Genomic DNA, 11,842 nt, shown 5'->3' with positions numbered 1-11,842 from the left:
CGGGCCTCAGGGGACGAGGACCGCCGCACCTCGTAGCTTCCCCGAGCGCAGCGCCTGCAACGCCTGGTTGGCCGCCGCGAGGGGAAAGGTGCAGGTCTCCGTTCGAATGGGGACGCGCGGCGCGAGCGCGAAGAACTCCTCGGCGTCCCGACGCGTGAGGTTGGCCACCGAGCGCACCGTGCGCTCCCCCCAGAGGAGCCGATACGGAAAGCTCGGGAGGTCGCTCATGTGGATCCCGGCGCAGACCACCACGCCGCCGGGCGCCACGTCACGCAGCGCCGTCGGAACGGACTCGCCCACGGGGGCGAAGAGGATCGCGGCGTCGAGCGGAACGGGGGGCACGCTGCCGGCGTCGTGCGCCCAGACCGCCCCGAGCTCGAGGGCGAAGCGCTGCGCCTCGCGGTCCCCGGGGCGCGTGAAGGCGAAGACCTCGCGCCCCTGATGACGCGCCACCTGCACGAGGATGTGCGCCGCGGCGCCGAAGCCGTAGAAACCGAGGCGCCGCCCCTCCCCTGCCGCGACCAGCGCGCGGTACCCGATGAGGCCCGCGCAGAGGAGGGGTGCCGCCTCGACGTCGCCGTACGCGTCGGGGATCGGCACGCAGAAGCGCTCGTCGGCCACGAGGTGCTCGGCGTAGCCTCCGTCGAGCTGATACCCCGTGAAGCGCGCCGCCGGACAGAGATTCTCGCGGCCCGCGAGGCAGTAGGAGCAGCTGCCGCAGGTGTGCCCGAGCCACGGGACCCCCACCCGATCCCCGCACCGCAGGCGGTGCGCCGCGGCGCCCGTCGCCTCGACCACCCCGACGACCTCGTGCCCCGGAATGAGCGGAAGCTTCGCGTCGGGCAGCTCGCCGTCCACGACGTGGAGATCGGTCCGGCACACGGCGCACGCGCGCACGCGGATCAGCACCTGCTCCGCCGCAGGGACAGGGACCGGCACCTCGGAGAGCAGGAGCGGCCGCCCTCTCGCCTCGAGCACCATGGCCTGCATGCGCCGCACCCTCCGCGCCTCGCACCACCTCGCGGCGAGGCGCCACGCTGACCCTATCGCAGGGTCGGCGCAGTCGCCATCGGCTCAGATCGACCCACTCCTGCCTTCGGCCTCGCGCGGATTCGGCGCCCCGGCCGGGCCCACCTCGGGCCCGGAACGCCTCGGTGGCGACGCGCCACGTTGACGTAGCAAAGGATCCCGCGAAGATGGCCGCCGAGAGGGGACGCGAGGTCCAGGATTCCCCCGCTGGAACGTGCCTTGCAATCGTCGCGCTCCCGGAAACAGGACGACCTGTGCCGCTAACGATCCTCCTCGTCGAAGATGACGCAGCCTGCCGGACGAGCCTGGCCGAGGCGCTCGAGTTCTCCGGCCACGTCGTGCACACCGCCGTGGATGGCCAGGACGCGCTCGAGCGGCTGAACGGCCATCCGATCGACGTGGTGGTCACCGATCTCATGATGCCGCGCCTGGGCGGACTCGAGCTCATCGACCGGCTGGGCGCGCACCAGCCGGGCCTGCCGGTCATCCTGGTGACCGCCTTCGCCAACGCGCCCGAGGGACAGGTTGCTCTCGACCACGGCGCCTTCGCCGTGCTGCACAAGCCGATCGACCTCGACCGCCTGGAGGAGCTCGTGGAACGCGCGGGCGCCTCGCTCCGTCCCTGAACCAGGCTCCCGTCCGGCGCACGCCGCGGGGAAATCCGCTCCCACGCCCCTCCAATTTTGCTAGGCTCGCCGCGCGTGGCGGACGGAGGCGTCGCATGGCGGGGCTCACCTTGTATCGCAGCATGGCGCGGGCCCGGGCGTTCGAACTGGCGCTCGCGGATCTCTGGCAGCGCGGGCTCATCTCGGGCGAGATGCACCTCGGCACCGGCGAAGAGGCCATCGCCGCCGGAGTCGTGGCGCACCTGAAGCCCGGCGACGCGGTCGCGCTCGATCACCGTCCGACCCCCGTGCTCACCCTCCTCGGCGTAGACCTGCGGCTGATGCTGGCCGAGATGCTCGGCCGGCGCAGCGGCCTGTGCGGCGGCATGGGCGGGCACATGCACCTCTTCTCCCGGGAGCACCTGGCGGCCTCGAGCGGTATCGTGGGCGCGGCGGGCCCTCTCGCCGCCGGGTTCGCGCTGGCCAGCGAGAAGCTCCGCCCCGGATCGGTCTCCGTCTCCTTCTTCGGCGACGGCGCGGCAAACCAGGGGATGCTCCTCGAGTCGTGGAACCTCGCCGCCGCGTGGCGCCTCGGCGTGCTCTTCGTCTGCAAGGACAATGGCTGGGCCATCACCACCCGCAGCGCGGAGGTGACCGGGGGGAGCCTGCTCGAGCGCGCGAAGGCCTTCGGTCTCGCCGCGACGCGCGTGGACGGCAGCGACGTGCAAGCGGTGCACGACGCCGCGGGGCCCCTCCTCGAGCGCGCCCGTCGCGGCAAGGGACCGGGGTTCCTCCTCGCCACCTGCCCTCGCCCCGACGGACATTTCCTCGGCGACCCCCTGGTGCGCATGTCCCAGCGCCCGCTCGCCGAGGGAGGCGAGGTGCTGGGCAAGGTCCTCTCTGCCGTCACCGCCCCCGACGGCGGGTCGGTGGGTTCCCGCGCGATGAGCCTGCTCCGCATGGCCAACGCCATGCGTCTCGCGCGCAAGAACGAGCGCGACCGGGACGACGATCCTCTCGTGCGGGCGCGGCACGCGCTGCGCGGGGAACGCGCCGAGGTGGAGCGCATCGACGCCGAGGCGCACGCCGAGGTCGCCGAGGCCGTGCGGCGCGCGCTCGAGGAGGAACGCTGATGCCGAGCTGCAGCTTCAGCAAGGCCGTGGACCAGGCGCTCGCGCAAGCCATGGCACGGGACGACCGCATCGTCGTCTTCGGCGAGGACGTGCCGATGCTCCGGCCGGAGCTCTTCGCGCGCTTCGGGGCCCGCCGCGTCCTCGGCACCCCGATCAGCGAGGGGGCCTTCGTGGGCGCCGCGGTGGGGGCCGCGATGGCGGGGCTCCGCCCGGTGGTCGAGGTGATGATGGTGGACTTCATCGCCGTGGCGCTGGACCCCATCCTGAACCACATGGCGAAGCTGGAGGCCTTCTCCGACGGGAAATGGCGCTGCCCTGTCGTTCTGCGCGCGGCGTGCGGCGCCGGCTACGGCGACGGCGGCCAGCACGGCCAGGCGCTCTGGGGTCTCCTCGGCGGCATCCCGGGGCTCACGGTGGTCGTCCCCTCGACGCCGCTCGACGCCGCGGGACTCATGCTCTCCGCCCTCGCCGCCGACGGCCCCGTGATCTTCCTCGAGCACAAGCTCCTCTCGGAGAGCTGGCTCGAGTTTCTCGGCCGCGGCGGGCGCACCACCGTCACCTTCGACGTACCGCCGGAGGGGGCGACCGGGGAGGTACCGGACCCCTGCTCGCCGACGCCGATCGGCAGCGCCGAGACGCGGCGGTCGGGCGGCGATCTGACCATCGCCTCCCTCGCCGTGGGCGTGCACCGAGCCCTCGCCGCCGCGGAAGCGCTCGAGCGTCGCGGCATCTCGGCCGAGGTGATCGACCTGCGCACCGTGCGCCCTCTGGACCGCGCGACGGTCACCTCCTCCGTCGCGCGCACCGGTCGCCTCCTCGTGGTGGACGAGGACGTGCGCGAGATGGGGATCTCCGGAGAGCTCGCCGCGAGCGTGCTCGAAGCCGGGCTCGCCCCGCGCTATCGCCGCGTCTGCACCGAGGGGACCCTCCCCTACGACCGCGCGCGCGAGGCGCAGGCGCTCCCGCACGTGGCGCAGATCGTCGCCGCCGCGCTGGAGCTGACGGAGGCGCGACCTCCTCTGTAGTATGATCCGTTCATGCCTTCGCCCTCCCCGGTCGTCGAGCTCCTCGGAGAGCTGATCCGCCGCGACACGCACAACCCCGGCGGGGACGAGCCAGCCCTCGGGGAGTACCTCGCCGAGCGCCTGCGGGAGCTCTCGCCCGACGAGGTCACGCTGGAGAGCCCGCCGCGCCCCGACGGAAACGGCCGCGGCGCGTACGTCTACGCCCGCTTCGGCACCCCGCGGCTGCTCCTGAACGCGCACCTCGACACGGTCCCTCCGTCGGGCCCGTGGAGCCAGGACCCGTACCGGGCCACCCTGCGCGACGGCCGCGTCACGGGCCTCGGCGCCGCCGACATCAAGGGGGCCATCGCCGCGCTGCTCACCGCCTGCGCGACGACGCAGCCCCGGGACGTGGCGATTCTCTTCTCGGGGGACGAGGAGCGCTCGAGCTCGTGCATGCGGGCCTTCCTCGCGACTCCGGCGGCCCGCGCGCTCGAGCGGGCCATCGTCTGCGAGCCGACGAACTGCCGCGTCGGGCAACGCCACCGCGGCATGCTCTCCGTCGAGATCCGCCTGCCGGGCGTGGGCGGCCACTCCTCGCAGGCGGACCGCCTCCCCGCGCCGCTCGCCGAGCTCTGCCGCCTCGGCGCCGACCTGGCCGACTGGGGCGCCGCCCGCCGCCACGACGGCCCTCCCGGGTTCCCGGGGCTCTGTCTCAACGTGGCGCGCCTCGACGGAGGCGTGGCCTTCAACGTCATTCCGCCCGAAGGGACGCTCACCGTCTCGCTGCGCCCCCCGCCCGGAGTGGAGGTCGCCGGCCTGCGCGACGAGCTCGAGTCGATCGTGCGCCGGCGCGTCGCGGAGGCGGAGCTCACGGTCCGCATCGACCATCCCCCCCTCGCCACGCGCGACCTTCCCTCGTACCGCGAGCTCCTCGGTCCACGCACCGACGCCCCCGTGGACCTGCCGTACTGGACGGAGGCCGCGCTCCTGCGGCAGAGCGGCATCGACGCCGTGGTCTTCGGCCCCGGCGAGATCACCCAGGCCCACGCCGCGGACGAATGGGTGACCGTGGCCCAGCTCGAGGAGGCCACGCACGCCTTCGAGAAGGTGCTCGATGCAACCGGCTGACGTGGTCCTGCGCTTCCTCGAGAGCGTGGGCCGCCGGGGCGAGGCCGAGTTCTACCTTGCGCTCTTCCGCGCGGAGGCCAAGGAGCGCTTCGCGCTCATCGCCGTGGACGCCCCCGTCATGCGGCAGGCCTCCGACGCGGTGGTGCTGGACCTTCGGCTCCTCTCCGCGCTCGGCCTTCGCCCCGTGGTCCTCCTCGGGCTCCTGGAGCCGCACCAGGCCGCGGCCCACGCCGAGCGGCTGCACCGCCGTCTGCATCACGCCGGCGTCGAGGCCGCGCTCTTACCCCTCGCCGGCGCCGACGAGACCCACCGCGCCGTCGCGAGCACGATCCGCGACGGCCGCCTGCCCCTGCTCGCCTTCGCCCCCGAGGCCGCCGCCGAGGAGCGCTGGACCCGCCTCGGGGAGCTGCTCACCCGGCTCGAAACGCGCAAGCTCATCCTGCTCAACCGCCACGGCGGCCTGCGGCCGAACGGCTCTCCCATCTCGCTGCTCAACCTGACCACCGAGCTCGAACGCGTGGCCGAGGCGCCGGGGCTCACGGCGAAGGAACAGCTCCTGCTCCTCGAGTCCCGGCGGCTGATCTTCGAGCGCGTGCCCCACAAACTGCTCATCTCGATCACCTCGCCGCTCTCGCTCCTCACCGAGCTGTTCACGGTGAAGGGCGCGGGGACTCTCCTCCGCCGGGGAGCCGTGATCCAGCGCTTCGACGGGCTCGCCGGCGTCGACGCCGACCGGCTGGCCGCGCTCCTCGCCTCCAGCTTCGGCCGCCCGGTGAGCCCGGCCCTCTTCGAGCGCCCGCTCTCGCGCGTCTATCTCGAACAGGACTACCGCGGCGCCGCGCTCATCGTGGACACACCCCTCGGCGGCTACCTGACGAAGTTCGCCGTGGGACGGGAGGCGCAGGGCGAAGGGCTAGGCAACGACCTCTGGGCGCGCCTGACCGGCGACTACCCGGCGCTCTTCTGGCGGGCCCGCGCCGAGAACCCGATCAACGCCTGGTACACCCGTCAGTGCGACGGACTGATGCGCCTGCCACGCTGGCACCTCTTCTGGAAGGGGATCGCCGTGGAACGCGTGCAGGAGGCCATCGACTACGCGCTCGCGCAGCCCGTCGACGTGCCGCACGGCGACCCGGAAGACGAGCATGCGATGGACGCCCCATCGAAGTGATCGCGCGAAGGGAGGACACGATCGATGCGCCGTACCAAACTCGCTCCTTGGCTCCTCGGCTCCTTGGCCCTGCTCGGGGCCTGCGCCAAGGAGGAGATCCCTCAAGGCGCCGAGCGTGGGACGTGTTTCCCGAACGGAACCTGCTTCACGGGCCTCGTCTGCCTCTCCGGGGTCTGTGTCTTGCCCCCGGCTGACGGCGCCGTCGCCACGGCCGACAGCCGCCCATCGTCCCCCGACGGCGGGGCGGCGGACCACGGCACGACCCGAGATCGCGGCACCCTCCCCCGGGACAGCGCGCCCCGGGCCGACGCCTTCGTCCCGCCCAAGACCACCGACCCCTGCACTCCCGGGGTGAAGATGTGGTGCGAAGGGCTGGCCTTCAGCGGGTGGGGACAGGTGACCTGCGGAACCGATGGGACGTGGGCCACGAAACTCGTCAACGGAAAGACCGCCTTCGACTGCAGGGAGACCAGCGACGGCCGCCGGCCAACCGGTCGCTGCGCCTGCTACCACTTCTACTTCAACGCCATGTGCTGTGAGCAGCCGAGCTGCTTCGTCCCCGCGGGGAGCAGCGGCCAGCTCTGCCCGGCGAGCCCGGGCAAGCTCTGCGACTACTGCAACCCGACGAAGCCCGAGTGCAGCGAGACGGGAGGACGGTGCATCGTGACGAACTCGTACGAGACCTTCTGCGGGCGCGCTTGCTCCAAGGCCAACCCGCAGACGAACCCCTGCCCCACGGGCTACACCTGCATGACCGTCAAGGTCACTGGCACCAGCGTCGACCAGTGCATCCCCGACGACCTCAGCTGCTACAGGTAGGCCCTCGAGGGGTTCGCGCCGCGAGGTGGCGGCTCCCCTCGCCGCGTCTCCGGACCTCGGAGAGCCCCGCCCCGCCACGGCTCGTCTCCGCCGCGTGATCTCGCGCTCTTGGCCTCGGGAGCGAGAGGCACGACTCCTGCTCATCAGAGGTCGTCCCCTGACCCCACGGTGCCCATGGTTCGCCTTGCGTCGCGCGCCCTCGTTCTCGCCGGAGTGCTGGCCGTCGGCCTTCCGGCCTGCACCGCCGAGCCCTCCGACGGCGCCACGCCGCGGGCCCGCATGGGCCAGAGCTGCACCCTCGGGGCGGAGGTCCAGACCCGCGTGCGAGAGCTCTTCGCCCTCGGGGTCCGGCTCGGCCAGAACCCGCGGGCCTTCTCCAAGGTGGGAGACAGCATCAGCGCCTGGGACTTCTTCTTGAAGGGCTTCGAACGCACACGGCCCGATGGGAGCCCGTACCACACGCTGACGGCCGACTGGCAGCAGGAGGAGCTCGACCACTTCGCCGGCTCCTTCGGCCGCACCTCTTTCGCCGCGGTAGGCGGCTGGTCCTCGGGGATCGAGCTGCTCCCGCGCTACGCGCCGAAGGACTGCGTCGACACCGACGGGAAGCGACTCCCTCCCCTGCTCTGCGAGTTCGAGCGCCACCGCCCCGCCCTGGCGGTGATCATGCTCGGCACGAACGACGTCGGCAGCCGCTTCCCGCTGCGGCCCACCAAGCTCAACCCCGACTGGAACCTCGAGGCGCACCTGCGCTGGATCCTCGACCGAACCCTCGAGCGCGGTATCATTCCGGTGCTGTCTACCATCCCGCCCCTCGTGTGGCGTGGCGACAGCCCGACCGCCCTGCAGCCGGCGGCCGACCAGGCCAACCTCCTCATCCGGGAGCTGGCCACGAGCTACCGCCTCCCGCTCGTGGAGTTCGACCGCGCGCTCCGCCGCCTCCCCCGCCAGGGGCTGAGCTCCGACGGCATCCACCCGAGCTGGGAGTGGCAGACCCTCTCGACGGACCTGCGCCAGGCCGACACCTACGGCTTCACGCAGCGCAACCTGCTCACGCTCGAGATGCTGGCCGCGGTCCGGAGCTGTGTGGCCGCCGACGCCCCCTCCCCGGACGCGGGTCCGGCTCCCACCACGCCAAGCCCCGTCGCGCCGAAGCGCCACCGCGACCTGCTCCCCGAGTAAGTATCCGGCACCCGTCACCCGGCCCCGCGCCGGTCCGCGGCCATCCGTCGCCCCCTTGCCCTTTGACCCGCGCCGCGCGAGGCTTCCTCACCGCTGCCGGAGACCCACGCACATGGAGCTACGCCCGCACTCGCGCTACCGCCTCACGGCGGGGCGCCACTATCCGCTCGGAGCCACGGTCGGCCCCGACGGGGTGAACTTCGCCCTCTACTCGCAGTTCGCCGAGGCCGTCTACCTGCTGCTCTTCGCGCGCCCCGAGGACGCGGAGCCCACCGACGTGATCCGCCTCGAACAGCGCGACCGGTTCGTCTGGCACGGCTTCGTGCACGGCCTGGCCGCCGGCGCGCTCTACGCCTACCGCGTGGCGGGCCCCTTCGAACCCCGCGCGGGCCTGCGCTTCAACCCGGCCAAGCTGCTCCTCGACCCCTACGCGCGTGCGATCACCGGCAAGGCCGTGAACCGGGACAACCTCCTCCTGGCCTACGACGCGAACGGGCCTGGCCGCGACCTGGAGCTCGACCCGCGGGACTCGGCGCCCGTGATGCCCAAGGGCGTGGTCGTGGAGGACCGCTTCGACTGGCAGGGCGACCGCCCGCTCGAGCTCCCGCTCGAGAAGCTCGTGATCTACGAGACGCACCTGAAGGGCTTCACCGCGCACCCCTCGTCGCGCGCCACGCACCCCGGGACCTACCTCGGCTTCATCGACCGGATCCCGTACCTCAAGGAGCTCGGCGTGAACGCCGTCGAGCTCCTCCCAATCCACGAGATCTACGTCGAGGACTTCCTGCACGAGCGCGGGCTCACGAACTACTGGGGCTACAGCACGCTCGGCTTCTTCGCCCCCGAGTCCTCCTACGCGGCGGGCAACCGCCCCGGCTGCCAGGTGGACGAGTTCAAGACCCTCGTGCGGGCGCTCCACGCCGCCGGGATCGAGGTGATCCTCGACGTGGTCTACAACCACACCGCCGAAGGCAACGAGCTCGGCCCGACGCTCTCGCTCAAGGGGATCGACAACCCGAGCTACTACGCGCTCACCGGCCAGCCGGGGGAGAGCGGCCGCTACTACATGAACTACACCGGCTGCGGCAACAGCCTGGACCTCCGTCGGCCGCCCGCCATTCGCCTGGTGATGGACTCGCTCCGCTACTGGGCCCAGGTCATGCACGTGGACGGCTTCCGCTTCGACCTGGCCTCGGTGCTCGGCCGCGAAGGGGGCGACTTCGTGCAAGGGTCCGGCTTCTTCGACGCCATCGCGCAGGACCCCGTCCTCTGCCACGTCAAGCTCATCGCCGAACCGTGGGACCTCGGCACCTACCAGGTCGGCAACTTCCCCATCGACTGGTCCGAGTGGAACGGGCGCTACCGCGACACGCTGCGCCGCTTCGGCAAGGGGGACGCGCGCCAGCTCAAGGAGCTCGGCTGGCGCCTCACCGGCTCGGCCGACCTCTACGCCGACGACGGCCGGTCGGCCTACAACAGCGTGAACTTCGTGACCTGCCACGACGGCTTCACGCTCTACGACTGGGCGAGCTACAACCACAAGCACAACGAGGCCAACCTCGAGGGGAATCGCGACGGTTCGGACGACAACCTGTCGTGGAACTGCGGCCACGAGGGCGAGACCGCCGACCCGGAGGTGCGACGCCTGCGCCGGCAGCTCTGCAAGAACCAGATCTGCTCGCTGATGTTCTCGCTCGGCACCCCCATGCTCCTCGGCGGAGACGAGGTGCTGCGCAGTCAGGGCGGCAACAACAACGCCTATTGCCAGGACAACGCCCTCTCCTGGATGGACTGGTCGCTCGTCGAGAGGAACGCCGACTTCCTCGCCTTCGTACGGCGCGCGATCGCCTTCCTCAAGCGCTGCACGATCCTGCACCGCCGGAAGTTCTATTCGGGGACCGACGGCGATCAGAACGCCGTCCCCGACCTGGCCTGGTTCGGCCCCGACGGCGGTCCGCCGGCGTGGAACGACCCGGAGGCGCGCGTGCTCTGCTACCAGCTCGACGGGAGCGAGGAGCCCTCGGAGCTCGGGGACTACCGGCTCTTCTTCGCGCTCAACGCCGACCACCAGCTCCGCGAGGTGCGTCTGCCCACTCTCTCCGGCCGGCTCAGGTGGCATCGCGTCGTGGACACGGCCCTCCCCGCGGGGGAGGACTTCGCCGCGCCGGGCGAAGAGGTGCCGCTCGACCCCGACGACCACTACCTCGTCAACGCCCGCAGCACGCTCGTGCTGCTCGGTCGATGATGGGGGTCTTGCCGGTGCGCAGCCGCGCCGCGGTGACGGCCCTGCTCCTCGCCGCCGGAACTCTCGCCCCGGGCTGCTCGGCCCGTCCGGCGCGCCAGAAGGCCTCCGCCGCCACCGGTGCGCCACGCGACGCGACCGAGGGCGCCGCCCCCGCGCCGCTGCCGGTCCTGCCCCCCGAACAGGTGCGGTGGATCGTCATCGGCGGCGGCTCGTCTCCCGAGTACAACCAGATCTCGATCGAGCAGGACGTGGCGCTCGCCCAGGAGGTGCTCGGCGCGGGCGGGCAGGCCTTCGTCGCGGGCGGCCCGGGCCATCGGGCCGTGCAGGTCCTTGGCCGAACGGGCCTTCGGGCGGGGGACCCGCTCGCGCGCGTGCTCGGCGAGCTCTTCAACCCACGCGGAGGTCGAGAGAGCCGCTACCAGCGCAGCCGCCTCGGGCTCGTCGGCGCCTCGACCTACGCCGAGGTGCAAGCCGCCGTCGACCGCGCCGCGCAGGCCGGACGCGCGCCGCTGCTCCTGCTCCTCAACGGACACGGCGACCGCGGTAACCAGGCCGCCGACAACTCGGTCGGCCTCTGGGGACAGTCCAAGCTCACGGCCAAGGAGCTCGCCGAGTGGCTGGACGGCGCGACGCGCCCGGTGCGAGTGCTGGTCACGACCTGCTACGGCGGCGGCTTCGCCGAGCTGGCCTTCGCGCAGGCCGACCCGAAGAAGGGGGCTGCGCCCGGAGCCCGCTGCGGCTTTTTCGCCACGACGGAGGACCTCCCCGCCACCGGCTGCGATCCGAGCCCCGACCGCGCCGCCCACGAGGGGTACGCCGTCTACTTCTTCAACGCCCTGCGCGGGCGTTCGCCGTCGGGACAGCCGCTGCCGCGCGAGCGGGTCGACACGAATCGCGACGGCAAGATCTCCCTGATCGAGGCACACAACTGGGTTCGCGTCGCCTCGTCCGCCCCCGACGTGCCCACCTCTACGAGCGAACGCTGGCTACGCGCGGTGGCGCCGAAGAGCGGCCGCCGCGTCGCGGTGGAGCTCCCCGAGGAGGAGCGGGTGATCGCCTCCCTCGCGGCCTCCACGAAGCAGGCCGCCGACCCGACCGCCGTACACGCGCGCCTCGATGCGCTCGAGGACGAGATCGACAAGGTTCGCACGCAGCGCGACGAGGCGAGCCAGACCGAGGACACCGCCGCGCATGCCCTCGCCGGCGAGCTCCTCGCGCGGTGGCCCGTGCTCGACGACCCCTGGCACCCCGACTTCGCCTCGACGCTCGCCCGCCACCGCCAGGCCATCTCGCGGCTCGTCCACGCCTCGCCGCGCTACGCGGACTACCAGACCGCGCGCAAAGCGGTGGACGACGCCGACGCCGCGTACTGGGCGCTCCGCCGCCTCGCGGCCCCCGTCGAGCGCCTCGCCCGCGCCATGGACACCGTGGAGTTCGCCGAGCGCCTGAAGGCCAAGGGGGGGGCCGACTGGCATACCTACGCGCGCCTGCTGGCCTGCGAACGCGGCCTGCCGTAGGCCTGG

10 protein-coding genes are annotated in these 11,842 nt (G+C 72.5%); 9 read left to right on the top strand and 1 reads right to left on the bottom strand.

Translation table 11 applies throughout. The features are described 5' to 3' along the window. Positions 1-6 precede the first annotated feature (6 nt). Entirely contained in the window at positions 7-990 is a 984-nt protein-coding gene (locus IT371_14780; protein MCC6748921.1) for a zinc-dependent alcohol dehydrogenase family protein, read from the bottom strand. A 293-nt stretch (positions 991-1,283) separates the two neighbouring features. Between IT371_14780 and IT371_14775 the strand changes: the two genes are divergently transcribed. The 9 genes from IT371_14775 to IT371_14735 all read left to right on the top strand — a co-directional run bounded on the left by IT371_14775 (position 1,284) and on the right by IT371_14735 (position 11,836). Continuing rightward, the gene (locus IT371_14775; GenBank protein MCC6748920.1) at positions 1,284-1,655 is read left to right on the top strand and encodes a response regulator; all 372 of its coding nucleotides are present in this window, start codon (positions 1,284-1,286) and stop codon (positions 1,653-1,655) included. 95 nt (positions 1,656-1,750) lie between these two features. After that, the gene (locus IT371_14770; protein ID MCC6748919.1) at positions 1,751-2,767 is read left to right on the top strand and encodes a thiamine pyrophosphate-dependent dehydrogenase E1 component subunit alpha; all 1,017 of its coding nucleotides are present in this window, start codon (positions 1,751-1,753) and stop codon (positions 2,765-2,767) included. Beyond that, positions 2,767-3,792, top strand: a complete 1,026-nt coding sequence (locus IT371_14765) for a pyruvate dehydrogenase (protein ID MCC6748918.1) — start codon at positions 2,767-2,769, stop codon at positions 3,790-3,792. Before IT371_14770 ends, IT371_14765 begins: the two co-directional genes overlap by 1 nt. A gap of 12 nt (positions 3,793-3,804) precedes the next feature. After that, a complete protein-coding gene (locus tag IT371_14760) occupies positions 3,805-4,902 on the top strand; it encodes a M20/M25/M40 family metallo-hydrolase (GenBank protein MCC6748917.1) in 1,098 nt (365 codons plus the stop codon). Further along, positions 4,889-6,073: a hypothetical protein gene (locus IT371_14755; GenBank protein ID MCC6748916.1), complete on the top strand. Its 1,185-nt coding sequence runs from the start codon at positions 4,889-4,891 to the stop codon at positions 6,071-6,073. The genes IT371_14760 and IT371_14755 overlap by 14 nt, the downstream gene beginning before the upstream one ends. Positions 6,074-6,097: 24 nt before the next feature. Beyond that, the gene (locus IT371_14750) at positions 6,098-6,892 is read left to right on the top strand and encodes a hypothetical protein (GenBank protein ID MCC6748915.1); all 795 of its coding nucleotides are present in this window, start codon (positions 6,098-6,100) and stop codon (positions 6,890-6,892) included. A 174-nt stretch (positions 6,893-7,066) separates the two neighbouring features. After that, positions 7,067-8,074 (top strand): hypothetical protein, encoded by a 1,008-nt coding sequence (locus IT371_14745; GenBank protein ID MCC6748914.1) that lies wholly within the window; start codon positions 7,067-7,069, stop codon positions 8,072-8,074. A gap of 112 nt (positions 8,075-8,186) precedes the next feature. Then, a complete protein-coding gene (gene glgX / locus IT371_14740) occupies positions 8,187-10,319 on the top strand; it encodes a glycogen debranching protein GlgX (GenBank protein MCC6748913.1) in 2,133 nt (710 codons plus the stop codon). An 8-nt stretch (positions 10,320-10,327) separates the two neighbouring features. After that, positions 10,328-11,836, top strand: a complete 1,509-nt coding sequence (locus IT371_14735; protein MCC6748912.1) for a hypothetical protein — start codon at positions 10,328-10,330, stop codon at positions 11,834-11,836. The last annotated feature ends 6 nt before the right edge of the window (positions 11,837-11,842 follow it).

Source organism: Deltaproteobacteria bacterium, from assembly GCA_020848905.1.
Taxonomy (GTDB): domain Bacteria; phylum Myxococcota_A; class Polyangia.
This window is presented reverse-complemented; position numbering and strand designations above follow the sequence as displayed.